Raw genomic sequence first — 26,544 nt, 5'->3', positions numbered from 1 at the left:
CGCCGATTGGGCGGTTTCTGCTGAGGGCACCGGTGCAGAAACTGCACTGGTCTGATCACGGGTCTGCCGGCCACCGCTAGCTTCCATTTCCAGATGGGCATGAATGTGATCATCCCGGCTGATCGGATAATCCTCGGCCATAGTTGTGTGAAATACACCATGCATCTGCATTATGAAAAGAACAAAGCCAGCAAACATGAGCGCCACGTTTATGTATACGCTCGCCAAATTGAAAAACTTGGTGCGCCTCAGAAACCCAAGAACAACCCACATGACAGCCAACGCAGCAATCTGTCCGAATTCGACGCCAACATTGAAGGACAAAATATGCATCAGCAGGCCGGAATCTTCACGTATAGGCAACTGCTGTAGGCGCGTCGACAATCCGAATCCGTGAATCAGCCCAAAGATCAGCACCATCATCACGAGGTTGGGCGATTTCGTACCGAACAGTTTTGGAAAACCATTGAGGTTTTCAAATCCCTTGTAGATCACTGTCAGCGCGATGATTGCATCTACGAAATAGTAGTTGGTCGTAATGCCAAGATAGGTTGCCGATATCAATGTGATCGTATGGCCTATCGTGAATGCAGTCACAAATCTCAGTATCGACGAAAAACTGGTGAGAAAGAACATCACACCAAACAGGAAAAGAAGGTGATCATAGCCAGTGATCATGTGTTCAGCACCAAGAATAAGGTACTGAAGGTCGCCGCCTTCGATCATGCGTCGTCGGGCTTCCTCCGAAATTCCATGGGCGCTCGACATCGGCGCATAGACCGCGAGAAAGGCGAGTAGCGGCGCCAATTTCGTCACTCGCTTAAGTAACATTTTTTACTCCAGTATAATTTATGTATGGTGTGCTTTGGTGTCGAAAGGCCCTACGCCGTCACGAGATTGCCTCGTCCCGGCGTAGGGCTAGCTGAGAGGACTATTCCAGAACCCATGTTGCGCGAGCGTAGAAATACCGCCCCAACAGAGAATAGGTCATGGTATCTGTATTGCCGTCAGACCAGGAGCGGACGTACGGAGCTTTCTTGTCGAACAGGTTGTCGACACCGGCGCTAAGCTTGAGTTGGTCATTGACCTGATAGCTGCCCTGCGCATTGTGATAGAGCACCGCGTCAATATCCGTTCCGACCGCTCCTGGCGCGCCAAAATAGTCGGTAGCTGAACCAATTACCTGGACGTTGTATACGCCAGTCAGGCGATCATTTCTGGCCGTCCATGAGGCGTTTGCCCGCCATTCGGGATAGCCACCATCGCAGCACCCGACACCGCCATCATAGACGAATGGTGTATCGCCCTCGAACGCGCTGACTTCATATTTCATCAGATGCGTCGCCTGAAAGGCCACCGAATGGTTGAACGCGAAGGCAGAGAAATCATATGTAGCGCTGAAATCAATGCCAGTCATAACCTCGTCACCGGTATTCGCGCTTTGAGCAGACAGGAAGTTAATGTCGCCTGTCAGGCTATTGCGCGAGTGATGAGTCGGCCCACAAAATGGATGCGACAGGCCGACAGACGTGTAGCAGGACGCGAGTTTGGCAGAACCGGATGTCTGGCGAATAGCGTCCTGGATATCGATATCGAAATAGTCGACCGTAAATGACAGACCGGGGGCAAATCTGGGTTGGACCACGGCACCAACAGTGAAGGTTGTTGCGTCTTCAGGCTCAAGATTGATGTTGCCGCCCCTGTCCGTGAGAATAGCCGACCCGAATTGCGTATAGGTGGTCGGCACACCAGCGGCCTGGCAGTTTTGATAGACGACACTTGCGGGATCTAGGCTCGCCCAGTTGGAGCATGGGTCGGCAGTCGGAATCTGGCCCTCACTTACGCCGGAGAAAAGCTCCGTCACGCTGGGAACGCGAAACGCAGTCGAATATGTTCCCCGGATCTTGAGATCAGGAATGATCTGCCAGTTGACGCCAACCTTGTAGTTTGAATCCGATCCGAAGAGATCATAGTCCGAGTAGCGCAGGGCAAGATCGAGATCGAGCGATTCAATCATCGGCACACCGCGAACGACCGGCACATTGACCTCCGCATACAGTTCCTGCGCCTCAATGGAACCGCTGACTGGGTCTTGGGCATTGCCAAGTGCATCGCCTGCGACCAGCAGGGAATCGGGCTCAATCCAACCCTTGTCTTCACGATACTCGAACCCGGCGGCAAAGCCGAGCGGTCCGGCAGGAAGATCGAACAGCGCCCCAGCAATGTTTCCGCTAAAGCTGATTTGCTCGTTTCCACCCGTATCGCGCTGGTTCATGAGAATATAGTCGCCGACTTCAGCTGTCAGATCCCCCTCGCCCAGTATGTCTGCACACGGAATTCCGCTCGTTCCGCAAAGAGCAGGATCGAGCGCCTCACCGAGGCGACGCGTATTGATATTATTCTGCAAGGCATCAACAGCCGTGTTCCGGCCCCAGTTGAACGCTACGTCATAGTTCCAACCATCAAAGAGATCGCCTTCAATGCCTGCAACCAAGCGCCACGTCGAAACATCCTGCTCAAACTGGCGCGCACCAAATTCCGCAGTGCGGCGACGCAGCAGCGTAATATCCTGTCCGGTCGGATTTGTCGGGTGCGAGGCGTCGAATGCGATGTCGCTCAGCGTTGCTGGCGAACCTGGCTGGTTCGATGTTCTCCAGTTGAACAGAGCTTCACTGAAGAAGTTGATGGAGTCAGTAAGTTCATATTTTCCTACCGCGCCAAAGGTCACCCGCTCTACTGGGTTTGACGCGTTGAAGAACGGGTTAGAATTGAAACCATGCGCGGCAATGTTAAACGGCTCATATGCATCGCCGCCGATAAAGTTGATCTGATCGCCATTCGCAAAAACGGCGCGACCACCAGCCGTGCTCGAACTGCCCGACGTGCACTCGAGGTCGCCGTCTCCGTCAGTATCGGCAAGCGAACACGGCGCCCGAGTATCAAGTGGAGCAGCTTTGTTATTCTGATAGTTGGCGCTGAACAGGAGACTACCGCGTTCGCTGGCGACGCCCCAGGTCAGATCGACCAGGTATTCTTCCGCATCCCCTTCGTCAGAGATACCAAACTTCGTATCCAGCTTGAAACCTTCGAACCGATCCTTGGTGATCAGGTTGACAACACCTGCCACCGCATCTGCACCATAGACCGCCGAAGCGCCGTCTTTAAGCACCTCTACGCGTTCCAGCATCGAGACGGGTATCATGTTCAGATCGACCGAGCTGTTCGCGCCCGAACCACCGGCGACCACTCTGCGTCCGTTCAACAGCACCAGTGTCCGGTTAGAGCCAAGACCGCGAAGGTTTACCTGCGCGGTGCCCCAGCCCCCCGCCACCCAATAGGCGGCATTTGAGTTGCCAGCAAAGCCAGCCGAGAAAGATTGTGTTTGAAGCAACTCTTCGACATTTGTGATCCCCAAACCATAAATGTCTTCATTGTCCAGTACCGAAATCGGGCCGACGCTTGTCAGGTCCAGGCGCTGAATCCGGCTGCCCGTGACTACCACCTTTTTCTGCGTCGACACACTGTCTTCTTCCGGTTCGGTTTGTACAGCAACAACCTCGCCTACCTCTTGCGCCTGCATACCGCCTGCAAACATGCACGACAGCCCGAGCGTCATCGCCGTAGACAGCAAAAGCCGCTTGGTTAGCACACCTTCTTGCTTAACAATTTTCATATCCATAACCACCGCTCCTAGATTTTGGGTTCCGATAATTTAGCCTTGATAGAGGCCCTCAAAACAACCTGACGAACTTCGATTCAGGCCACTATTAAAAAGGGGGAAATCCCGTGAATTCAGGATGCTCGCACAAAACACCGACACATGATCGGTATTTTGCTCAAAATTTGGCACGAAGTATGGGCTTGCCTGTTCTGACACTTCGGCAGTCATGATTTTCTTGGCTTGAGCGTTGCAGGTAGGAGATCTGTCCAACTGCCCGAATTTGGAATCGCAAGCAGCGACTCGGCACTTGTCAGTCTCACCTTGCGGCACTTCCAGAATATTCGGCAGAATGAACAATTCTTGGGCTCCAGCGTGAACATTACATAACCGAAAGACTATTGCCCAAAAACCGACTGTCAATGTGTTTTCGAGATTATCTTAAAGATAACGGTTCTTGAAAACGATCTGTAGACTGCATTACTGGGCTCACAGCGCGAGTGAAAGCGCTATCCCCGCAGCGATTCCTGATCGGGATTCCGTTGCGGACCCTGTATTATCCACGCCATCCACAAAAGAATTCTTATCCGCGCTATCCCAACGCAAATAGGCGCCCACTTCTACGGTTTGCCTAACGGCATATCCCGTCCCGAATTCCAACCCGACATAAGTCCTTTGCGCCGACCCATCACCTGGAACGACGAAGCCGCCTCGTCCGATAGCGTAATATGACCAACGCCCCGCTCCCCATTCGGGTCCACCGGAAACTTCAACGCCATAGTCTTCATTATGCGCGTCATAGAATCCGAGAATGGTCGGCGACATCGGCGCATCCAGATCGACCACCAGATCGAACTCAAGGCTATCGGCTGAGGCCTCCCCGGGATAAGTCAGCCAGTTTGATGACACATCCACCGCGAACCCCTTGCCCGCCCATATCATGCCGACAGAGTAATCGGCCTCATCTTCAAAGATCGCCTTGTCTTCCAGTGTTACCCGTCGATAGACCGCACCGTAGAGAAAGCTGTCGCCAACCGGAAATTCGACACCAGAGGCGATCTCGAGTGATGAACTGCCGATTTGCTCGCCGCGGTCCATCACAGCGGACGACATGACTGATTCCACCAGGAAGCGTGCGCCCTCCGCCTGAGCCATCAGTGGCGCAAATCCGATACACGCACCGACCGACATGAGAGCTTTCACAAACCGTCCGCTGCCAGTTGCCCTTACCTTAGCCGACGGAACCGGCCAAACTCGCATAGCCTTGCTCGCGTTGGGATTACTCATGATATGCAGCTCTTCCCTCAGATTAAACACCGACCATTAATCGGTTTTTTAGTTGCGTCGACGCCGAATGCAATTGGGCGCCAGATTATTTCAAAAGATAGCCAAGCGCTTTTTCGAGCGCATGATGTATCGGTTCTGCCAGGATGAATGCGGCAATGACCGTGTAGCAAATCAGCCGTTCGATTATCTCAGACAGCCCCTGCTCACTCGAGCCCGGCGTATTGATAAGCCAGGCAACCCGTCTTTCAATTGATTGGCCGAAAACGGAGAATACATATGTGTCTTCACGCGCACCGATTTCCATCATTTCGCCCAATCGAATGCGCCCAAGCTTTACAAGCATGTCCGCAACCGCGAGCCCATCCCCGCATTGTTCAGCGGCAAAACGATCGCATTCAAATTCTGCCGAGAGTAAGAACTCTTCAGTCAGACCTGCTTTCGCGCGCGGCAGAAATGGAACGGTCAGTATTTGCAGGATGAACATTCCGATGCCGTCAAACCGGTTCGCATGGCTGCGTTCATGATAGAGGACGATATCCAATTCGTCCGGCTCCAGTCTCTGGATCAAGCCTCGGCTTATGATGACGCGCCGCTGAAGGATACCCACGCAGAACGCTACCGACCTGTCGGTATCCAGAACCCACGCGTCTAGTCGTGCATCAAAAGAACAACACAGATCAAGTTTTCGGCAGAGTTGGGAATGCACGAACAGGCGCCACGTGCTAAGCGCGGTCATTCCACCACATAGAATGATCATCATCGCGGCAAACAGGCTGAACCAGAGTCCCGCAACGCCCGAAGGTTCGTGCGGTAAACAGGCACGAGCGGCCAATTCAACATGACAGTGAGCGGGAACGACATTGAAACCTGCTGCCACAGGAACGGCAGCGCAGGAGACGAGAACGGCCGCACTGATCGTGAGAGGAAGCGCGGCATAACCAAAAACAACGCGAGAATAGTGACGTGGGTTAAGCTGCGCCTGACGGCGATGGAGGGCCGGCCAGACAACACTCAGGCAAACGCCGGCCAGAAAAAAGACAACAATCGCGGCGAGAAGCGCAATACCAAAACTCTCGTAGAGTGATGCGCTAACCATTCCCCTCTCCGGATTTGGCTGCCGCCGCTTCGCGCTTGTCCTTGATCATCTGCTCCAGCATGTCCAGGGCCTGTGTGTCGCTTTCCACCGCATGGTCCAGAAAGGCGAGGAGATAACTGTCTTTGGAATCCGTCGTGAACGATTGCAGGATATCATCGATCACCCGGGATATCATCTGCATGCGGTTTACTTCGGCCCGATAAACATAGGCGTGACTGACCTTCTCGCGGGACAATAGCCCCTTGCGGAAAAGTCGCTCCATGGCGGATTGCACCGTATTCAGCGAGTTCGCATCTGACGAACCCAATTCGCGGAAAACAGTCTTAACTTCAGCGCCCTCTTTACGCCAAAGATACCTCAGGATCGAAATCTCAAGCGGACCCAGAGCAATTTTTCCAGTTCGCACCGACATGTAAAAGCCTTCCGGGACAAATTGATAGGTTGAGCGTATTTTGAATAAAACCGACGGTCAATGTGTTTTTAGCTAAGACACCACGTTCCCTGCTCTCCGCCTAAAATGCAGGCATTGTCAGGCGAACCGGCCATGAGACACGCATATCCGGGCGTTTAGCCTTCTAATATGGCCAAGAACCCATTTTGCCACTTCAAGACTTCGCCCGAGATCATCTGGCTAAGCGTACGCGTCTATGTCCAATACCCGCTCCGCCCCTGAGAAACGTTGAAGACCTTCTCCACGAGTGCGGCATCGATGTCTGCCACGAAAACGTCCGTCTCTGGGTCGATCGGTTCGGCACATACTTCGCTTGCAAAATCCGGAAATGCCGATCGGAATCGATGCGACGTAGCCCACATTAACGGTAGCACTTGAACGACGTATTCGTGAAGATATGCGGCGAGAGGCACTATCTTTGGCGGGCTGTCGACCATGAAGACGCTGTTTTCGAACCCAATGTCACAAGGAAGCGCGACAAAGCCGCTGCCTTGAAATTCTTTAAGAAAGCAACGAAGCGCTATGGCAGCCCGCACATCGTCGCGACGGACAAGTGTCCTTCCTACCGGGCCGCGAGGAAAGTCATCGGGAACAAAGATCGCCTGGAAGCGGGCCGACTTCTGAATAATCGCGCCAAGAATTCACACCTGCCCTTCCGCACACGAGAGCGAGCGATGTTTCGTTTCCGGCGCATGCGAAGTTAACAGAAATTCGTTTCAATCCATTCCTCAGTGCACAATCACTTCAACTTCGAAAGGCAAATCAACATCAAAACTCGGTTCAAACAAAACACGCTGCCGCCCTTCACGAGTTGCGCGATCTTCTTGTCGCCTAGCACCTGCTTATACGCGAATAACCGAACCCGGTTCGCATTAGACTGACACTACAATCTGTCCAGTTTAAACGCCCTATCACTCATCTGAAGGCGTTTGCCCTGGCAATCCCCCCTGACCGTATTTGCGCTTTAGCGCCTCTGGTGTTACCTGCCAGTTTATGACTTTGTTTACCCGCCTTTCGATGATTCTTGCGGTTGCTGCACTTGCGGCGACCCCCATCATGGCGTGTTGTATGACCGGTCACGCCCAGACGCACGCAATGACAATTCAAGCTGAAGCACTGCCCTGTCATGACGAGATGGCACCTAACGCCGCCAAACCAATGCCCAGCGATATGGTGGCAGACTGCCCCGGTTGTGCGGATTGTGAATCCGCGATGCTCGCCTCAAGGACAACTGATCAGGCCACTCTGCTCTCCTCGGCAGGTCAGCTTGATCTGTCGCCGGCAGAGGTCAATCGCTGGACCGGGTACGGCACACCCCGCACCCTACGAACAACGGGGCCACCACGCGCCTCGCCGCAATTGTCCACCACCCCCATCTCGCTGAAGCAACGCCTCCTGGTCTGATCCAGACGGTCTCCATGCGCGCGATATCCAAGAGGATAACGCGCCTTGTACCCGTCCGTTTTCAGAACACAGGAATTTCCCATGTTTCGTCCTCGTTTGCTCCTGGCCTGTGCCGGGATATCCTCCGCGCTGATTGCGGCGGCTGATGCCCAGAGTTTTCCTGATCTGGAATCTGCGCTGCACGACCATCCAAGTCTGCAAGCCATGGCATGGCAGGCCGAAGCGAACCGCGAGCGCGCAAATGCCGCCACTGCGTTGCCGGATCCCGTGATTTCAGCCGGGATTAATAACTTTCCCATTTTCGATCCCTCGTTCAGTGATTTCCTGCCGACCAGTAAATCGGTTGGCATCCAGCAGAAATTCCCGAGCCTTGCTGGCCGAAATGCCCGTGCCGGAGAAGCCCTTGCCCGCGCCAGTGAAATACGTGAAATGCGCGCGCAGCGCTATGCAGCCCTCCGGGGCGACCTCATCGCACTGCTCCATGAAAAACAGCGCACCCGCATCCAGCGCGATCTCGCAGAAGAGCGCACAGAAAAATACGACGCCCTGACGCGAGTCGCAGAACGGGAACTCGATGCAGGACGCCCTGCTTTGTTCCGGTTGGCTGAAATTGAGGGCGAACGCGCTGAGCTTGATCGAACGCTGGTGGAATTGAACGGCCAGGCCGAACAAATCGATGCGCGCCTGGTTGAGCTTCTGGGAACGGTACCGGACACGCCGCCGCCGCCGGTGATGCCCATCGATTGGTCGGGAGACGCCATGGCGTTCCATGCCGTGCGCGTCGCTGACGCCGGCATCGCCGTCCGCGATCGCGGGATCGATGACGCCAAAGCCGGCTGGAAACCGGAATGGGGCGTGCAACTGACCTACCAGCAGCGGGAATCAGGTGCCAACTATACCGGTGACGACTGGGTGTCAGGCATGGTCAGCGTGACAGTTCCTTTCTGGGCAAGCAAGAACCAAGCACCGCGTTTGCGCGCCGCCAAGGCTGAACGCGCCGCCGCCCGCGCCAACTTTTCAGCGGCCGCAAGAACCGCCGCCGCCCAGTATTCAACGTATCGGTCCATGCGCCTGACAGCAGAGCAAAGCGCAGCTGTCCTGTCCCGGAAGATTGTCGCGATCGAAGACGAAATCACGTCCCGGACCACGATCTATGAATCTGGGGTCGGTGACTATGCACCGATCATTGATGGCGAACTCGCCATACTCAAACTCCGTTCAGAGATGGCTGGCGAACAAGCGCGTATCGCCACAGCCACAGCGCGCATGAATGCGCTTTTGGTCACACAGTGAAACAGATATTTTTCCTCACAGCCTCAGCGCTCACGCTGCTTCTCTCAGCTTGCGGCGGCACGACGTCCGCACCCGATGCGTCTGCGCCGCAAGCCCAGCCCCGTAACGCGACTGAAGCAGCACAATACACCTGCCCGATGCACCCGCACTACATCTCGACGGATCCGGACGGCACCTGCCCGATCTGCGGCATGGACCTTGTTCCGGCCAGCCCTGCTTCCGGAACCAGAAGCGGCGCAGGAACGGCTGAAATCCTTTATTACAAGCACCCCATGGGTCAGGCCGACACATCACCGACTCCAAAGAAAGACTCGATGGGCATGGATTACATTCCGGTCTATGCCGACCTATCGCATGCTGATGGTTCCATCGCCGTTGCCCCTGAAATGATCCAGACCATGGGCGTGCGTATCGCGCCGGTCGAGATCGCCAATTTTGGACGTTCGCTGCGCGCATTCGGGACCGTCGAAACGAATGAACGGCTTGAGAATGTTGCGGTGTCACGTATCGAAGGCTGGATTGAGGATTTGCGTGTGCGAGCGGAAGGCGACACCGTTCGCCCCGGCGCATTGCTCTACCGTGTCTATAGCCCCGACCTGATCGCCGCCCAGAAGGATTACCTCAATTCTCTCAAGATCGGGAATGAGAACCGGATTGGCGCTGTCAGACAACGCCTGCGCTCGCTCGGCATGCAGACGAGCACGATCAACCGGCTGACCGAAACCCGAAATATAATTGAACGTGTACCCGTTTACGCGGAGTCCGGCGGGATTGTCGCTTCGCTCCAGGTGCGAGAGGGCGACTTCATCAGACCCGGCACGCCGATCCTGCGCCTGCAGTCCTATTCCGGTGTCTGGATCATAGCCAGGGTACCGGAGCAGGATCTTGCCCTCGTCGATACCGGCATGCCTGTGCGTCTCGACTTTCCGAGCGCGCCCGGCGCCCCCGCTGAAGGCCGGATCAATTACATCTATCCGGAAATTAATCCGAAAACCCGCACAGGCGACGTTCGGATCGAAGTTGACAATGTCGCTGGCTATCTCCGGCCCGGCGCCTATGCGGACATCTCCATGGACCTTGGCGGCGAGCCAAGGCTTTCTGTCCCGACCGAATCTGTCTTGCGCGATAGTCGCGGCTCACACGTCATTCTCGCGCTGGGAAATGGCCGCTTTGTTGGCCGGAGCGTCCAGACCGGGCTCAACGCCAGTGGCCGAACCGAAATCCTTGGCGGCCTCGCATCAGGTGAGCGGGTCGTGGTCAGCGGCCAGTTCATGCTCGATAGCGAAGTCAATCTGCGCGAGGGCTTTTCAAAGCTGCAAGCCCCCGTCGTCATGATGGCCGGACCTGACACGCCGCTCGGCCAGCTGCCCGTCGATGCCACGACCCTGGCCGGAATCGACCACTTCACGGACATGGCACTTTATTTCCATGAAGCCCTTACCGACGATTACAGGATCGATCCCTTTTTCATCGACCCCGCTCTCAGCATGAGCGCAACCCTCAAGGTGCGATTTGCTGACACAAAGCTCGTCCCTGTTTTGACAGAAGCCGAAGCCGCCCTCAGGGCCGCAAAGGGCGCCAGCGAAGGTGATGCACTCGCGGCCGAACTTTCACGCCTGATGACAGTGCTCGAGCCCTGGCTTCTGGAAGGGGCGCCCGTTCACTACCGCGATGCCGGACTCTCCCTGTTCAGGGAAGACGGGACCGGACGCCTCTGGCTTCAGGAAGGCGGCGAACCACGCAATCCGTATGGCAACAAGCCGGCCAAAGCCATCGCCTGGCCAGACCCCATGGCCGCGGTGGATTTAGGCCGCGCAGCAGGCGACCCAGCCGATCCCGACGCCAGGCATCGGTAGGACACGATCATGCCAGACAATCATATCCACGATCTTGGTGGGCGCGATCCTGCAAAGTCCGCCATTGCGAAACTGATCTCCTGGTCGGTTTCGAACCAGCTCATCGTCCTCGTCCTCTGCGCGGGACTCGCCTTCGCGGGATGGATGGCCGTTGAACGTACGCCGCTTGATGCCGTGCCGGATCTCACCGACACGCAAGTCATCATCCGCACCGATTTTCCAGGCCAAAGCCCGCAAATCGTCGAGGACCTTGTTACCTATCCCCTGTCGACCAACCTGCTCGGCCTGCCAAAGACAAAGGATGTGCGCGGCTCATCCATGTTCGGCACCAGCTTCGTCTATGTCATCTTCGAAGATGGGGTGGATTTGTATTGGGCTCGCTCTCGTGTTCTGGAAGCCTTGTCGCGGCTCGGCACCACCTTGCCGGATGGCGTAGTGCCACAACTCGGCCCGGATGCCACAGGCGTTGGCTGGGTCTACCAGTATGCGCTGGTCGACAAGACCGGCAACACCGACCTGGCAGAGCTGCGTTCGCTTCAGGATTGGTTCCTCAAACTGGAGCTCTCAGGCGTGGCAGGGGTCTCGGAAGTCGCCTCGGTTGGCGGGTTCGTCCGCGAATATCAGGTCCTGGTCGATCCGAACCTCCTGCGATCCTATGACATTTCGCTGCGCCGCGTTTCTGAAGCGGTGAAAACCGCCTCAAGCGAGGTCGGTGGCCGCGTACTGGAACAGGGCGAAAGCGAGTTCGTAATCCGCTCATCGGGTTATGTTGATGAACAGCCCGATCTTGAACAGGTCGTTCTATATGCGTCAGACGGCACACCTGTCCTGCTCTCTGCGGTCGCGAGAATTGTTGAAGGCCCTGCTCTTCGCCGCGGCATTGTCGAACTCAATGGCGAGGGCGAGACCGTCGCAGGTATCGTGATCATGCGAGACGGCGAGAACGCGCTGACCGTGATCGACCGCGTGAAGGCAAAACTTGCCGAACTCCAGCGCGGCCTGCCCGAAGGGGTCGAGATCGTGACCGTCTATGACCGCGCCCCTTTGATCGAGGGCGCAGTCGAGTACCTGAAGAAAAAGCTGCTTGAAGAAGGCGTCGCGGTTGCTTTCGTGATCCTGATCTTTCTTCTGCACGTGCGCTCATCTCTGGTCGCCATCATCACGCTGCCGCTTGGCGTCCTTGGGGCATTCCTGATCATGTCGTTGCAGGGTGTCACCGCGAACATTATGAGCCTTGGCGGGATCGCCATTGCAATCGGGGCGATGGTGGACGCCTCCATCGTCCTTGTCGAAAACGGCAGCCGGAAACTCGCCGATCTTGGTGACAAGGCGACGACATCAGATCGCAGGGCCACCCTGCTCGCATCTGCGCAGGAGGTTGGTCCCGGCATCTTCTTCTCCTTGCTCATCATCACCGTGTCCTTCCTGCCGGTCTTCGCACTCACGGGTGAAAGCTACCGCCTGTTCAGCCCGCTCGCCTTTACAAAAACATATGCAATGGCATTCGCAGCGATCCTGTCCGTGACACTGGTCCCGGTGCTCATGCACTATCTCATGCGGGGCAAGTTCCGTCCCGAAACCGCCAATCCCCTGAACCGCTTCTTCATCTGGATCTACAAGCCCCTCCTGCACGCCGCGCTGCGATTCAAATGGGTCACACTTGCAATTGCGCTGCTTCTGACTGCGAGTGTTATCATTCCTGCCCAGCGCCTCGGCACGGAATTCATGCCGGCTTTGTACGAAGGCGAACTGCTCTACATGCCAACCACGCTGCCCGGCGTCTCCTCTACCAAGATGCGGGAAATTCTTGGCCAGACCAATCGCTTGCTGATGACCGTACCCGAAGTCGAGCGCGTCTTCGGAAAAGCCGGACGTGCCGACACCGCAACGGATCCTGCGCCACTCACGATGATTGAAACCTGGATCAAGCTGAAGCCAAAATCGGAATGGCGCCCAGACATCACAGTCGATGACATCACCGCAGAGCTGGACGCCAGGCTGCAAATGCCCGGTCTCGTCAATTCTTGGGGCTATCCAATCAAGATCCGGATGGACATGGTTTCGACCGGCGTACGCACACCCATCGGGATCAAGGTCACAGGCGATGATTTGGTCGAGATCGAACGGATTGCGCGAGACATCGAAGCGGTCGTCTCGGAGGTTCCCGGCACCCGTTCAGCCTTTGCAGACCGCGTCCTTGGCGGCAAGTATCTGGATATCACACCCGACCGGGCAGAGCTTGCCCGGCGCAATATTGATATGGGCGTTTTCCAGACCGTGGTGCAGACCGCACTGGGAGGCATGCGGCTTGCGCAATCGGTCGAGGGACGCGAACGCTACAATATCATCCTGCGCTATGACCGGCCATTCCGGGAAAGCCCCGGTGATCTGGAAAGCATCCTCGTCCCGACTCCAACCGGAGCCCACATTCCCCTGGGCGATCTCGCGACCATCGCCTTTAACGAAGGGCCGCCCATGATCCGGTCGGAAAATGCACGTCTCACCGGCTGGGTGTTCGTTGATATTGCAGGCCGTGATATGGGCGGCTTTGTGAGCGAGGCGCGTCAGGCCGTGACGGACGCCATCACCTTGCCGCCCGGCTACGCTGTCGAGTTTGCAGGCCAGTATAAGCAAATGGAAGAAGCCGCCGCGCGCCTGCAGATTGCGATCCCGGCCGCTGTAATGCTCATTTTCCTGCTACTAATGCTACATTTCGGTCGCCTCGATCGAACGGCGATCATCATGCTCTCCCTGCCCTTCGGCATGGTTGGCGGGCTCTGGGCCGTCTGGCTGGCAGGGTACAATCTGTCAGTCGCTGTCGCCGTTGGCTTTATCGCCCTGGGCGGCATTGCGGTTGAAACGGCTGTCATCATGCTGCTCTACATTGATGGCCAGGTTCGGGAAGAACAACCGACCAACCGCACGGAATTGTTCGGGGCGATTAGCCGCGGCGCCGCCATGCGCGTGCGCCCCAAACTGATGACGGTGCTGACCATTCTGGTTGGCTTGTCACCCGTCTTTCTGACCGATGGTCTTGGCGCAGATGTCATGCGGCGAATCGCGCTGCCCATGCTCGGCGGCATGGTGTCCACGCTTTTGCTAACTCTTATCGTGATCCCAGCAATCTATTACATCTGGGTTGGACGATCTTTTTCCGTATGCGGTGTATTACAGCCGGATGACACGCGCAAAACCCTTCCAACAAGCGACCCTTTAGGAGAACCGAAACAATGAAGACCCTTACACTTTTGACTGCCAGCCTGTTTGTCGTCTCTCTCGCAGCTTGCGGCCAGGAAGCGCCTGCTGAAACCGGATCGGCCAAAATGCACATGGAAATGACAGGCAGCGACACGATGGACCATTCCGCTCACGACATGCCGGACCAGATAATGGGGCATGGCACTGGCATCGTCAAATCACGCGGAAGCAATGGTGACTTCCTAACCATTGACCACGGCCCGATTGACGGCATTGGCATGGGCGCCATGACCATGGGTTTTGAAACCATGGGCAGCGTCGATGTATCGGCATTTGCAGAAGGTGACCCGGTTGCCTTCATGGTCAAGAAAGGCCGCGACAATTCCTATCGGATCACCAACATCTGCAACACGCAAGTAGAAGGTACCGACTGCCTTGCTAGCATGTTGGACCATTAGACAACAGGTGCCCGGCCACGCGAGTTGGACAAGGGTGCGAGTGTGTTGGCGCCGAGCCATGCCCGTCACCGCCTGCCTTCTCCAGGAAGGTGCGATCAACCGGGCACCCCCACTCGCTGTTTGGAAAACAGCGCACGCAGCAGACGACAAACGATACAAATATTGCAGGAGGGTCATACGTGACGAGAATGATCGCATTTAGAGTTCGCCAGTGGCACAAGTGGCTATCTTTGTTCATCGGAGCACAAGTCATGATCTGGCTCGCGTCAGGTCTTTACATGGTCATCATGGACCTGGACTTCATCCATGGCGATCATCTCGTGCGCGAGCGCCCGGACACATTCATGGCGGGATACAGTCCCGAGGTCGGCTTCGCAGACATCTTGTCCAACTATCCTGAGGCTGACGAAATCGTCCTGGCGAACTGGATCGGGAACCCCGTCTATCGCATATACACAGCTGAAGGCTCGCTTCTGGTTGACGCGCAGGATGGCACGCAACGCTCTCCCCTCGGCAAGGCGGATGCAATCGCTGTCGCGCAGTATCATTACGCCCGTTCGCGTGGCGTCGCCTCAGCAACACTCATCGAAACCGAGGCCGACGCCCCCACTGAGCTGCAATCACGCAAGCTACCTCTCTGGAGGATCGATTTTGACGATGCCGGAGCGACATCGTTTTACGTCTCTCCCCATGACGGCACGCTGGTCGCGAGGCGTCACACATACTGGCGCATATTCGACTTCGCCTGGATGCTGCACATCATGGATTACGATGAGCGAGCGGATGTGAACAACACGTTTTTGCGTGTCGCAGCGGGAATGGGTCTTACACTTTCCATCATCGGCATGTGGCTGCTCTGGTTCAGCTTCAACCGTCGCAAAAGGATCAATGGCATATGATTATCGTGCGCCGGATACACAAATGGATTGGTCTCATTCTGGGATTACAGTTAGCGCTATGGATGCTCAGTGGTCTTGGCATGGCTGTGCTGCCCCATGATCTGGTTTCCGGCGACCATCGCCGGGCCGAGCACGGCGCTCTGCCCCCCGTGCAATTGTCTAGTCTCGAGATTCGGGACCCGACGCCTGTCGAGAGATCCAATATCCATGAAATACGACTGAATATCCTGAATGGACGAGCTGTGCTGGAAACCGTCTCAACAGACGGCGCGTCTCTGTCTGACGCTGTCACCGGATATCCAATCGCCATAGACGAGACCCTGGCCATGGAGGTGGCGCTCAATGATTATTCTGGACCCGGTGCAGTGACTGAAATGGCATATGTTTCAATACCAAAACTTGAGACGCGAAGCCATGCAGCACCAGCATGGCGGGTAAGCTTCGATGATCCGGAACATACAAGCATCTACGTCTCTGCCACTAACGGACAGATCCAGGAAAGACGAAACAACTATTGGAGAACCTTCGACATATTCTGGATGCTCCATATCATGGACTATCAGAATCGCTCGAACTTCAACCATCCAATTATCGTGATCTCGGCAATCTTGGCCGTCTGGATGGGGCTCAGCGGGATCGTTCTGTGGAGGGACAGTTTACGGCGTCATGACTTCAATCTGATCGGCAAGTGGCGTAACCGCAACAATAGTCACACCCTGTCAGTGACGGACAGCGACGGTGGCGCCATCAAGGCCGTCAGGGCCACTCCGTTGCAAACCCTGTATGCCGCGATGGACGCGAATGGTTACCCTCTCCCATCCTCATGCGGGGGCGGTGGGACATGCGGGCTTTGCAGGGTGAAGATCAGTCCCGAAACAACTGTCTTGCCTGCAGATCGCCGACAAATTCCCGAATCGGAAATCCAGGCCGGCTACCGGCTGGCATGCCAGCACCCGGTCAGCACGGACCTCTGTGTAACGCTTCCGCATGGCCTTCTCGACGCACAGACGTTCACGGGAAAGATCGTGTCCTCAACCTTCATATCACCCGACCTGTGCGAACTCCGCATTACCCTTCCAGAAATGCTCGCATTCAGAGCCGGCAGCTACTTACAGGTCAAAATTCCTCCCTTTGAATCACATTTGGACAAACTTGATCTTCCCGAATTCGTCAGGGAGCGCTGGCATGCCTCCGGCACAGCGGAACATTTCGGAACCGACAGGACGGTCTACCGGACTTATTCACTCGCCAATTCACCCGGTGAGCTCGGCAATGATATTATGCTGAATGTCCGCCTCGCGCTCGCTAGACCAGATACTTCGGGTGTTCCCGTTGGTATCGGTTCGGCTTTCCTGTCAACACTGACGCTAGGCGATTCAATCACCCTCAAGGGTCCTTTCGGAGATTTTCACGTCAAGGACGCTGATGATGAAATCATCTTTATCGGAGGCGGCGCTGGCATTGCACCGATACGCTCCATGATACAGGACCAACTGTCAGTGCGAGGCCGTACGTCGAAGATCTCCTTCTGGTATGGCGCAAGAACACCTGAGGATATAGTGTACAGTGATGAGTTCGCGCAGCTTGCCGATACCTATAGAAACTTCTCCTGGCATGTCGCACTTTCGCATCTCGACAAGGATGACACTTGGAGCGGGGAGCGGGGATTGATCCATGAATTCGTACGAGATCAGTATCTTGCATCACATCCAGACATCGGGCGTTGTAGATTCTATGTTTGCGGGCCACCTCCCATGCTGGAAGCTGTTCTCAAATCTCTGGCCGCTCTGGGCGTTCCGGAAGACAGGATCGCGTTCGACGATTTTGGCAGCTAAGTCTATCTGTCAACGGACATTGTCTGGGGCACCGGGCTTGAGACCACATATCCAGGCGTTTAGCCTTAGGAAATGGCCAAGAACCCGTTTCGCTAGTTAAAGACGTCGCCGGAGATCATCCAGCTAGGGGTGCTGATGTAAGTCTGATTTCCACTCTCGCTTCGCAGCACAGAGGATCTGCTTCACGAGCGTGGCATTGATGTCTGCCACGAAAGCGTCCGTCCCTGGGTTGATAGGTTCGGAACTAACTTCGCTCACAAGATCGGAAAGCGTCGATCGGAGTCGATGCGGCAGAGCCCGAAATGGTAGTGGCGCCAGGATGAGGTCTTCGTGAAAATCCGAGGGGGGCACCACTATCTTTGGCGCGCCGGTGACCATGAAGGTGAAGTAATGGAACCCTGTGTCACGAAGAAACGAGACGCCGCTCTTCGCGAGTGGCGCGATCTTCTCGTCGCTTAGCACCTGCTCGTCCGCGAAAACCGGAGACCAGTTCGCATTCAACCGACAGCACCTTTCCAGGGTCAGCCCACACAGAACCAGCGAGATGTCCCGCGAGCAGCGCACCGCATTGGACGCAAGCGTCGGGCCGGCATCGTATATATCATTCCCCATCCGGCTCGGAGGAAGGTGCCGAATGGGGCGCCGCGTGCGTCCCCCCAGGGATCAGCGGCAAATAGATGAACTGGAGTTACTTCCCGCCATATCGCAGTGAGCAGAACGGTATTTCTCACGAACCTGAGCGGCCGCATCGCCGGAGCTGAGCACGGTGGAAGACGGAGCAGACGGCGAAGACGAAGCCCGCGCGGTCGGCATCGGGGATCCATGTTGCTGTTTCCAGCGGGCATCGGCGGCGCCTGCCGTGTTTGTCCCCGTTCCGAACCGGCCCTCCAGTCCTGTGCCGCGTGCGGACATTTCTGCATCGGCGATGTTGCGGATATCGCCGGATGGGAACCACGAGGCAACAACATAAAGGTCCTGCGTGTTCAGCGACGACATGGCACTTGCCCGCTGGGCAGCGCGAACCGCTGTCTCAACGTAACTGGTTGAGCCAAATTCATGGATCGCGCTGTTGACGGCTTCACCGTAGCGCCCGGCATTGATCAAGCCGTTGATGCTGGCAGAACGTTGGGCCTCGGCCGCATCATAAGCAGCCTTCTCGGTCAGATAGGCACGCATCTCCCTGGCTTCGGCGCAGGTTTCCTGCTTTCCAAGTTGGCAGGCCTTCTCGTACGCGACCGTTCCGAGTTCGATCTCGTCGATCATGTAGTAGACACGCGCCAGGTTGCTACAGCTGGCTGCAATATCCGAGTCGCAATTGATGTCCGAGTATTTCAGAGAATTTTCCGGGTCAAACAGCGGTGATGCGGGATCGGCAAAAATCCTCTCCGACACGACACATGCGGACAGATTGCCCTGCTCACACCCCACTTCTCCAATCGTGGCGGCCTTGGCGATGTCGACCATTTCCGGATACTTGCCGTCAGAGCCATCGAGAGCGGCACGGGCGCCCCATCCGCAGGCCCACATGGATCCTGCCTTGCAACCATCAATCAGAAGATCGACCACAATGGTCGTGTCACGCATGACATGCGTTTCTGCAATCCGGTATCCGACGGCCCATTCGCACCCCTTTTCATGTCCTCTCTTGCAAGCCTGCTCCAGGAAAAACATCCCGGCTTCCGGGTCAGCAGCAAGGTCGCCCTTTCCATCCATCACCAGCATGCCTGCGCTGGAACACCCGTCAGGCACGCCCCCGTCGCAGGCCTTCAGGAAGAACGGGATTGCCGTGTTCGGGCTGGCCGCAACACCGAGCCCCTGCGCGTATTCAGATCCTGTATAGAAACAGGCTTCTGCATCACCTGCCGCGCATGCCGGTTCGGATTCCGTTTCGGCAGACGCCAGGCCAGCGGCACACAGCCCGACAAGGGTAACAATAAGCATCCTGCGCATAAAATGCGGACTCCTGTAAATGATATTGCTGTTCCGGCATCCTTTGTAGATGTCGTGGCAAGCCGCCGCCTCCCCGGTTCAGGGGATATCCATCCAGATTCCGTCGATGAAGGAAGTGATAGACCAAGGACGGAGCGGCGCGATGGAAAGAGCGCGGATGAAGTGCATTGACACGCGGGGCGAGAGTTCAGGACTCGCTGTCCTGCGATCCCGCCCCGCAGAAAATTACACGCCCATTTCGCATTCCATTTCCGCTGCCACTTCCTGCGCATCCTTGATATAGGCGCGGGCGTAAGGAATGTTTGTCGGGTTCATCATTGAGCGCTGTGCCGAGGCAATTTCCTTAGACAGCTCATCACAGCTCATACGCGAAAAGCGTGCCTTGTTTCCGCCGCCAGCCAGGGCTCCGCTTACCGCTGACCCAGCGATCGCCGATCCGGCGGCTCCAGCGACCGTGCCGCATCCTGAAACAGCGAGCAGAAGATTCAACGCCACGACAGACGTGAGAAACATTTTTGTATTCATCCTGGACATTCCATTTTCGGTTGGTTGATTCGTCCGTCCTTTCTAACTGCAACCAATCGTTTCCACCTCCCCGGTTCAGGGTATGTCCGCTCGGATGTTTCGGTGAAGACAGCCTGTATCTCAGTCGCGGGTCAGGCCCATGCGTGAGGCCCGGAGCGCTGCTTCTGCGCGAGTCGTAATTCCAAGCTTCGAGTAGATCGATTTGATATGGCTCGCGACTGTGCTGTCCGACAAGCCCAACGCCCGTGCCGCCTCAGCATTGCGCAGCCCCCTACCGATCAGTCTCAGCACATCGCGCTCGCGCGGTGTCAGGCCGGCGCCCTCCACCGGCACTTCAGCGGTGGCACGAAAATGATCGACGATACGCCGGGCGATGGATGGCGACAGTGCCGGCACGCCATCCCCGATGTGCGCCAGCTGGCGAACAAACATGTCCGCCGGCGTATCCTTGAGCAGATAGCCTTGCGCACCTAAAGACAGTGCACTGATTATCGACGCGTCGTCTCCCATCACTGTCGCAACGATCACGAGCGCCTCCGGTTGCGCTTTACTCAGGGCGAAGATGACGTCCTGCCCGCTGCCGTCTGGCAGGCCAAGGTCCACGATGGCCAGATCGACAGGTTCTCTGCTCGCTGCAAACATGCCCTCGCGGGCCGAACTGCATTCCCGGATCTCACAACCGGGAAAGGCCGCCCGCGCGGCATTGCAAAGCCATTTTCGGGTTTCGCTGATATCCTCGACGATCAGGATACGTTTCATGTCCGCGTCCCCCTAACAGGCAGACTCGCCTCAATCTGCGTGCCTTCAGCCCCACCCGAAATCGTCAATTGCCCGTCGAGGCTTTCCACACGGGAGGCCATGTTGACCAGACCATGTCCACGATTTGTCTTGCCCTTGTCGAAGCCGGTCCCGTCATCACGTGCCGCCAGTTCCAGCTTGTCTGCAGAGATCGAAACCGTGATCGAAACGTTCTGCGCTTTTGCATGTTTTATCGTATTGCTGATCGCTTCCCGCACGAGCGAGCGCAGTGTGTGGATCATCGGCGCGCCGAGCGTCACCCCATCGGAGCCATCGACGGTCCATTCCAACGTCAACCCGTGCGGATCAAGTCGATCGGCTGTCTCCGAGCGCAGATCCGCCAACATGTCGTCCAGTGGCAGGAGGGCATTTTCCGCGTTGTTGACGACATCCCTGAGATCCGCCAGCGTATCGCGGATCATGTCATCCTTGCGCCCTTTCTCTTCGGAATGCAGCGCCATCATGAGCTGCGCGCCGATATTGTCGTGAATGTCGCGCGCGATCCGCGTCCGCTCCTCGGACACTCCGCGATCATATTCCCCGCGGCTCGCCTCGGCATGGTTCATCAACACAACCATCTGTTCGGCATTCGACAGATCGCGCGGACTGAACAGAGCACGCCCATCATAGGGGTAACGCATCAACAAAGCCGGAGAATCCGCGACGCACGGAATGGTCATCGACAAGCCCTCTTCCCCGATCTCGAGCGAAACCGCCCCCATACCGGCCAGGGCCGTCAACTCAAGGGGGCGGAAATGGTCCTTTAGCAGGCCACGCCATCGACCCGCGCGCTGGTCGGTCCCCGGCTGAAGCGCCGCGGCGACGACGTCCTGGAACAAGGTTGCCTTTGCACGCCGCCTGCCCCGGGACAGGTGCCGCCAGAAGACGTCCCGCGCCGGCAGATAGGCCAGCGCCACCAGGAACAGGGAGAGACCCAGCGCCGTCCCCGGCTCCAGGGTCAGTAGCCTGATAATAGCCACATCCAGACCCAACAACAGGATCGCTGCGCTTACATAGAACAGGATCTGATACGCCCATCCGCCCAGCTCGAACAGGCGATACCGTGCCAGACCGACGGCGAGGCCAACATAAATGAGCAAGAAAAACGAGAACGCATAATTCTCGAGGATCAGCGGATCGTAGCCGAAGGTCAGCGGCGCCGCCACGGTCACGATGAATGCGCCTGCTCCGAGAAGCACAGACGCACCAAGCCAGACCGCGATGGCGCGCTGCCTCGGGTCCTTGCCGGACGACACGACCTGCCAGATGATCGTGATCATGATGGCCAGCATCTCGTAGAAGGTGATCCTCTGTACGTCGGCAAAGTTCTGCAGCGGGCCAACAGTTCGGACGAGACTCCATGCGCCGAAGCCGATCGTAACGCCGACCACCAATGGCTTCCAGCCGGGTAGCCGCCGAGGATAGATCAGGAACAGGCAGACCATCACGATGCCGAACCCGGACGCCGACAACATGTTCACCATCGCCGCCACATGGAACAGGTAGTCCGGCAAGGGCACGGCCACCAACCAGAACACCGATGAGAACGAAAACAGCAGCGTCAGCACACCACTGACCGCAAACAAGACGGCGGCCGGCTCACGCTGCCGCAGCGACCATATCCAGGCCGAAATGAGATAAGCCCCGAGTCCCACGCCGAGTGATACCCAGAACGCCGGATGGGTCTCCCAGATCGACCGCCACCTGGAAATATCGGCCGTTGCCCCGCTCGCCGGCTGGAGCCCGATCGAGGCGGTCGCCAGAAACACGCTACAGCCGACCGCTGAGAGCCAGAACAAACGCGTGGCCGGCGTGGACCGGAGGGAGAGGTGGCTGATTTTCAAGATACAGGTCTGCTTGCTATTGCAGACCTATAGCGCAGGATCCGGCGCCGCGTCTTCCCCTGTTCAGGGAAAAGGTGTTGTCAGCGGAACCGGACTCGAGGTGAGCAATCCAGGCGTTTAGCCTCAGGAAATGAATAGGAACCCGTTTAGCCACTTCAAAACCTCGCCCGAGATTATCCACTCGCTGTACTCACGCATGTCCGGTATCCGCTCTCACTTCGAAATGTCGAGGCCCTTCTCCACGAACGTGGCATTGATGTCTGTCACGAGAGCGTCCGTCTCTGGGTCGATCGGTTCGGGACTTGCTTCGCTCACAAGATCAGGAAACGGCGCTTGGAATCCATGCGGCGCAGCCCGCAATGGCGGTGGCACCTGGATGAGGTGTTCGTCAGAATCCGGGGCGAGAGGCATTATCTGTGGAGGGCCGTCGATCAAGAAGGCGAAGTACTGGAGTCGTTCGTCACGAAGAAACGCGACAAAGCGGCCGCGCTGAAATTCCTAAAGAATGCAATGAAGAGATGTGACAATCCACATGTTATCGTGACAGACAGATGCCCTTCTTATCGGGCGGCAATGAAAGTGATTGAGAACGAGGGCTGCCAGGAGACTGGCCAGCATCTCAACAATCGCGCCGAGAATTCATACCTCCTCCTTCGACAAAGAGAGCGAGCAAATTCGCGATTTCGTCGCATGCGAAGTCTGCAGAAGTTCGTCTCAATCCATTCGTCAGTGTACAGTCACTTCAACTTTGAAAGGCACATCAACACCAGAATTCGCTTCAGACAGAAACGCGACGCCGCCCTTCGCGAGTGGCGCGACCTTCTCGTCGCCTAACACCTGCTCGTCCGCTAATAATGGAGACGGGTTCGCATTAGCCTGACAGCACCCGCACTTGGGTCGATCGGTTCGCGACTGATGATCAGGAAACCTGACAATCATCGAAGTACAACGTCAAGCACATCTTCAACTGTTGTCCCATTCGAGTGGGAAGGCTTGACCTCTTCATAGCCATGTCATTCTAGTAAGTGACTTCAACATTGAAAGTGAACGGCGCATGAGAATTGTCGAAGCCTGCGAGGGGCGAGCCTTTGCCGTGGACTTGCCGCAAGATGCGCTGATGCGGATCCAGTCAGGAACGCTCAAAACCCGTTACAAGGGGCGCCGGTTCTGCAAGAATCCCTTCGATGTTGTGCTTTACCTGCAGCTGATCGAGCGGCTTAAACCGGCCACGATTATCGAGATCGGCACGTCGGAGGGCGGAAGCGCCGTCTGGTTCCGGGACCAGTGTCGCGCATTGGGGCTCGAAACCAGGATTCTGTCATTCGACATTGACCCACCGACCGATTTGGACGAGCCCGGAATCCTCATTGGAAAAGCAGACGCGTACGCCCCCGACGCGACGTTGCCGGCAGACCTGCTTCGCGACTTGCCCCACCCATGGCTTGTGGTGGAGGATAGTGCCCATAATTATGCTTCGACATTGGCAGTTCTGCGCTTTTTCGACCGTCTCGTCGTGCGTGGTGACTATGTTGTCGTCGAAGACGGCGTTGTCGCGGACCTGCCGGGCGAACAGTATCGGGCGTTTGAAGACGGTCCCAACCGTGCGGTCGCTCAATTCCTGACCGATGTGCGGGACCGCTACGAAATTGATGCAGGTCTATGTGACTTCTACGGTCATAATGTGACCTATTGCCCGAACGCCTGGCTGAAGGTCGTGTAGCGTTTTGCCATCAGCTTCCGGGAGGCGCTGACGCAGCAATCGACTTGCCGTGCACTTTCAAGAACTCGCCGATCAACCGGAATGGAACCGCTCGGCGTTTGAACTTCTCTCCCCGGATCGCCTTGTACTCGGAATCGAACTCGTCCCAGCGAGACACTTGCGCATTGGTCGCGACACCTCCGTGAAACTGGTGGAACGTGGCGTCTCCCAGCAACATGATGACATCCGCTTTGGGATGATGGCAGGCCCTCGTCCATACATCCAGGTTTGCGAGTCCGCCGCCGGGACATTGAAAACTCTCATCGAACCCGCCGATCTCCTGCCATGTGGCCTTCTTCATGAAGAGCGCATTGGTTTCAGTTGGCCAAGAATACCAGCCTCTGCTGGACGAACCGGCAAGGGCTGCGATGTCAAAGAGCCTGTACCCGTCCTTTTCCCATGGCACAGTCTTCAGGAGTTCGTCTTCGACTTCCTGATTGTACCCCTTCTGGGCGGCCTTCGTCTGGACTTCGCCGCCCAGGTGAAAGGCGATAGTCCCGATGACCGGACAGTCGGATGTTGCCTCTGCCTGGAGCGCTTTCGCCAGAAGGCCTGGTGAGGCCATGCGCGCGCCGTCTATACACACGCCTACCAGTTCCCCTCGCGCGGCATGTATCGCACGATTGATTGCCTTTACGGGCGATGGATCTCCTGGTGGCTCAAACACGAACCGGATGTTTGGCGAAATGGCTTGGCAAGCGTCCCGGTCGAAGGGCCTGGTGGACCCATTGTCCACGACGATAATCTCGTAGTCGGCGACATCGATGTCGCGCTGCATGGGAGGCGTGAGCGAACGCAGTGTCCGGGGCAGTTCGCGGGCCATGTTGTAAGCAACGACAACAATCGAGAGCCTTGGTCGATTGGAAACCTTGCTCCTGGCCGCATGGGACGCTTCGTAGCCAGGCTTCACGTCATGCTTTCGCCAACGGAATTTGGAGTCCGCCTGCCTGGTTTCAGCCAAGACTCTCATGAAATCGTCAAAGGCCTGGCCTGTCGGTGAAATCGCCTGTTGGCGGTCCAGAACGTGGGGCGGTGGCCCTTCATCCGACTGGGAATATTCCCGGACAATCGGGTTGTACCGATTCCACAGAATCCGGCTTTTTGAATCAAGGCCCGTGATAATCAGGAGGCCGCTCGGGGCTGTGTCCAGGAGGACAAGCTGCAGGTCCGGTCGGTACTTCTCCAGGCAGGCGTGGATTTTCCAAACATCGCCGGTCCAGACGCGGGTGTTGCGTTCTCGCGTTGCCTGCTCCGGGAGATTGGGCAGCACGTCGTCTATCACAATGACGGCGCCACTGCTGGCGATCCGCTCTGCGTGCATGAAGTCCCGGAGGACATTCTCAAACAGGTGCATGCCGTCTATGAAGATTAGTTCGGGCTTGGCTTTCAGGACCGGGTGCGACCCCAGCTCGAAAAAGACGTCGCTCTCCTGCTGCACGATTTCCGCTGACGGTGGCAGAGGCACCTTCAGGTCGGGATCCGGATCCACGCCAACTGCCTGGCCTCTGGAAAGCGCAAGGCTCCGACCGTGCCGCACGCCGATCTCCAGGTAATTTTTCGGTTTGATGACGGTATGCAGGCGTTCCAGGACACGCAAATAGGGCGCTCCGCCCTTGACGAGATCCAGGTCCGAATCGGCATCGCCAGCAAACTGGTTGATCGGCGCAACGGCGCCAACATCCGGCGCTGTTTGCGAAACCTTCGCGCGTGGTGTCTTGCTGAACACACCGACCAGGTCATTCCAGGGGCCGCGCTGGTCATGCCAGCAATCGACCAGGTGGCACCCCGTGAGCTTTGCAAGTGCCTTGTAGGAATCAGGATAGAAACGGTAACAATCGACAGGATACTGGTGAATCGGACCGGCGGACGGAGCGATCAGGAAGATGAATCCGTCCGGCTTGACCAGCCGAACCATTTCCGCAAATGCCAGCCAGAAATACTCGCTGTGCTCCAGCATCTGCCCGGACAGGACAAGGTCGAATGACGTATCTTCGCACGGTACCTGGTATGGGTCGTCCAATACGATCGAAACGCCCGGGCCCGCGACAAGATCGGCGCCATTGTATTCGAAACCGGGCCCTGAGAATATCTCGGAGTAACTGCCGTTTACATCGGCTCCGCCAATGTCGATGACACGCAGAGATCGGTCTCGAAGGTCTGGATTGCCCACCACGTAACGCCAATAGCATTTGAGCATATTTTCGAACGAACTTGCGTGCATGCTAACCGCCTA

At 56.8% G+C, this 26,544-nt stretch carries 17 protein-coding genes and 3 pseudogenes; 10 read left to right on the top strand and 10 right to left on the bottom strand.

Translation table 11 applies throughout. The features are described 5' to 3' along the window. The 5 genes from HJO_RS16415 to HJO_RS18280 form a co-directional block, all read right to left on the bottom strand. Window positions 1-831: HupE/UreJ family protein (locus HJO_RS16415; RefSeq protein ID WP_084142169.1), on the bottom strand; the 831-nt coding region annotated here is incomplete at its 3' end. Window positions 832-931: 100 nt separating this feature from the next. Further along, on the bottom strand, window positions 932-3,679 hold the full coding sequence (locus tag HJO_RS16410; protein WP_206741868.1) for a TonB-dependent receptor: 2,748 nt from the start codon (window positions 3,677-3,679) through the stop codon (window positions 932-934). 468 nt (window positions 3,680-4,147) lie between these two features. Beyond that, complete coding sequence (locus HJO_RS16405; protein WP_156945823.1) at window positions 4,148-4,945, bottom strand: hypothetical protein; 798 nt, start codon at window positions 4,943-4,945, stop codon at window positions 4,148-4,150. An 85-nt stretch (window positions 4,946-5,030) separates the two neighbouring features. Continuing rightward, window positions 5,031-6,041, bottom strand: coding sequence for a M56 family metallopeptidase (locus tag HJO_RS18285; RefSeq protein ID WP_084142165.1), 1,011 nt, complete (start codon window positions 6,039-6,041; stop codon window positions 5,031-5,033). Then, complete coding sequence (locus tag HJO_RS18280; protein ID WP_084142163.1) at window positions 6,034-6,453, bottom strand: BlaI/MecI/CopY family transcriptional regulator; 420 nt, start codon at window positions 6,451-6,453, stop codon at window positions 6,034-6,036. The genes HJO_RS18285 and HJO_RS18280 overlap by 8 nt, the downstream gene beginning before the upstream one ends. Before the next feature lie 168 nt (window positions 6,454-6,621). Between HJO_RS18280 and HJO_RS18985 the strand changes: the two are divergent. The 8 genes and pseudogenes from HJO_RS18985 to HJO_RS18980 form a co-directional block, all read left to right on the top strand. Continuing rightward, a pseudogene (locus HJO_RS18985) lies at window positions 6,622-7,327 on the top strand (IS6 family transposase). Window positions 7,328-7,977: 650 nt separating this feature from the next. Continuing rightward, window positions 7,978-9,189, top strand: coding sequence for a TolC family protein (locus HJO_RS16380; RefSeq protein WP_035619122.1), 1,212 nt, complete (start codon window positions 7,978-7,980; stop codon window positions 9,187-9,189). Beyond that, a complete protein-coding gene (locus tag HJO_RS16375) occupies window positions 9,186-11,045 on the top strand; it encodes an efflux RND transporter periplasmic adaptor subunit (RefSeq protein WP_051618736.1) in 1,860 nt (619 codons plus the stop codon). Before HJO_RS16380 ends, HJO_RS16375 begins: the two co-directional genes overlap by 4 nt. A 9-nt stretch (window positions 11,046-11,054) precedes the next feature. Then, a complete protein-coding gene (locus HJO_RS16370) occupies window positions 11,055-14,279 on the top strand; it encodes an efflux RND transporter permease subunit (RefSeq protein WP_051618735.1) in 3,225 nt (1,074 codons plus the stop codon). Next, window positions 14,276-14,701 (top strand): copper-binding protein, encoded by a 426-nt coding sequence (locus HJO_RS16365; protein WP_241764777.1) that lies wholly within the window; start codon window positions 14,276-14,278, stop codon window positions 14,699-14,701. Before HJO_RS16370 ends, HJO_RS16365 begins: the two co-directional genes overlap by 4 nt. A 251-nt stretch (window positions 14,702-14,952) precedes the next feature. Further along, the gene (locus HJO_RS16360) at window positions 14,953-15,600 is read left to right on the top strand and encodes a hypothetical protein (protein ID WP_241764776.1); all 648 of its coding nucleotides are present in this window, start codon (window positions 14,953-14,955) and stop codon (window positions 15,598-15,600) included. Continuing rightward, window positions 15,597-17,435, top strand: coding sequence for an NADH:ubiquinone reductase (Na(+)-transporting) subunit F (gene nqrF, locus HJO_RS17980; RefSeq protein WP_051618734.1), 1,839 nt, complete (start codon window positions 15,597-15,599; stop codon window positions 17,433-17,435). Before HJO_RS16360 ends, nqrF begins: the two co-directional genes overlap by 4 nt. 114 nt (window positions 17,436-17,549) lie before the next feature. Beyond that, window positions 17,550-17,861 (top strand): annotated as a pseudogene (locus tag HJO_RS18980) (DDE-type integrase/transposase/recombinase); the annotation flags it as partial. A 237-nt stretch (window positions 17,862-18,098) separates the two neighbouring features. On the opposite strand, the gene HJO_RS16345 reads toward HJO_RS18980, so the two are convergent. From HJO_RS16345 to HJO_RS16330, 4 genes are all read right to left on the bottom strand, one after another. After that, complete coding sequence (locus tag HJO_RS16345) at window positions 18,099-19,157, bottom strand: hypothetical protein (RefSeq protein ID WP_156945820.1); 1,059 nt, start codon at window positions 19,155-19,157, stop codon at window positions 18,099-18,101. A gap of 453 nt (window positions 19,158-19,610) precedes the next feature. Further along, window positions 19,611-19,910, bottom strand: coding sequence for a hypothetical protein (locus tag HJO_RS16340; protein WP_035619111.1), 300 nt, complete (start codon window positions 19,908-19,910; stop codon window positions 19,611-19,613). Between the two features lie 120 nt (window positions 19,911-20,030). Beyond that, window positions 20,031-20,669, bottom strand: coding sequence for a LuxR C-terminal-related transcriptional regulator (locus HJO_RS16335; protein ID WP_035619109.1), 639 nt, complete (start codon window positions 20,667-20,669; stop codon window positions 20,031-20,033). Further along, window positions 20,666-22,552, bottom strand: coding sequence for a sensor histidine kinase (locus HJO_RS16330; RefSeq protein ID WP_156945818.1), 1,887 nt, complete (start codon window positions 22,550-22,552; stop codon window positions 20,666-20,668). The genes HJO_RS16335 and HJO_RS16330 overlap by 4 nt, the downstream gene beginning before the upstream one ends. A gap of 130 nt (window positions 22,553-22,682) precedes the next feature. Between HJO_RS16330 and HJO_RS16325 the strand changes: the two are divergent. Next, window positions 22,683-23,386, top strand: a pseudogene (locus HJO_RS16325) (IS6 family transposase). Window positions 23,387-23,606: 220 nt separating this feature from the next. Next, window positions 23,607-24,272, top strand: coding sequence for a CmcI family methyltransferase (locus tag HJO_RS16320; protein WP_051618733.1), 666 nt, complete (start codon window positions 23,607-23,609; stop codon window positions 24,270-24,272). A 10-nt stretch (window positions 24,273-24,282) separates the two neighbouring features. Here the strand turns inward: HJO_RS16320 and HJO_RS17975 are convergent, their stop codons facing one another. Then, complete coding sequence (locus tag HJO_RS17975) at window positions 24,283-26,532, bottom strand: glycosyltransferase (RefSeq protein ID WP_051618732.1); 2,250 nt, start codon at window positions 26,530-26,532, stop codon at window positions 24,283-24,285. Window positions 26,533-26,544 lie beyond the last annotated feature (12 nt).

Source organism: Hyphomonas johnsonii MHS-2, assembly GCF_000685275.1.
Taxonomy (GTDB): Bacteria; Pseudomonadota; Alphaproteobacteria; order Caulobacterales; family Hyphomonadaceae; genus Hyphomonas; species Hyphomonas johnsonii.
Note: the sequence above shows the minus strand (reverse complement) of the source record. Positions and strands in the feature narration are given on the sequence as shown.

What these genes read in the sequence shown, in the direction of transcription:
- HJO_RS16410 (WP_206741868.1), bottom strand. Translation starts at nt 3,679, where the DNA reads ATGGATATGAAAATTGTTAAGCAAGAAGGTGTGCTAACCAAGCGGCTT.
- HJO_RS16405 (WP_156945823.1), bottom strand. Translation starts at nt 4,945, where the DNA reads ATGAGTAATCCCAACGCGAGCAAGGCTATGCGAGTTTGGCCGGTTCCG.
- HJO_RS18285 (WP_084142165.1), bottom strand. Translation starts at nt 6,041, where the DNA reads ATGGTTAGCGCATCACTCTACGAGAGTTTTGGTATTGCGCTTCTCGCC.
- HJO_RS18280 (WP_084142163.1), bottom strand. Translation starts at nt 6,453, where the DNA reads ATGTCGGTGCGAACTGGAAAAATTGCTCTGGGTCCGCTTGAGATTTCG.
- HJO_RS16380 (WP_035619122.1), top strand. Translation starts at nt 7,978, where the DNA reads ATGTTTCGTCCTCGTTTGCTCCTGGCCTGTGCCGGGATATCCTCCGCG.
- HJO_RS16370 (WP_051618735.1), top strand. Translation starts at nt 11,055, where the DNA reads ATGCCAGACAATCATATCCACGATCTTGGTGGGCGCGATCCTGCAAAG.
- HJO_RS16365 (WP_241764777.1), top strand. Translation starts at nt 14,276, where the DNA reads ATGAAGACCCTTACACTTTTGACTGCCAGCCTGTTTGTCGTCTCTCTC.
- HJO_RS16360 (WP_241764776.1), top strand. Translation starts at nt 14,953, where the DNA reads ATGATCTGGCTCGCGTCAGGTCTTTACATGGTCATCATGGACCTGGAC.
- nqrF (WP_051618734.1), top strand. Translation starts at nt 15,597, where the DNA reads ATGATTATCGTGCGCCGGATACACAAATGGATTGGTCTCATTCTGGGA.
- HJO_RS16345 (WP_156945820.1), bottom strand. Translation starts at nt 19,157, where the DNA reads ATGCTGGTGATGGATGGAAAGGGCGACCTTGCTGCTGACCCGGAAGCC.
- HJO_RS16340 (WP_035619111.1), bottom strand. Translation starts at nt 19,910, where the DNA reads ATGAATACAAAAATGTTTCTCACGTCTGTCGTGGCGTTGAATCTTCTG.
- HJO_RS16335 (WP_035619109.1), bottom strand. Translation starts at nt 20,669, where the DNA reads ATGAAACGTATCCTGATCGTCGAGGATATCAGCGAAACCCGAAAATGG.
- HJO_RS16320 (WP_051618733.1), top strand. Translation starts at nt 23,607, where the DNA reads ATGAGAATTGTCGAAGCCTGCGAGGGGCGAGCCTTTGCCGTGGACTTG.
- HJO_RS17975 (WP_051618732.1), bottom strand. Translation starts at nt 26,532, where the DNA reads ATGCACGCAAGTTCGTTCGAAAATATGCTCAAATGCTATTGGCGTTAC.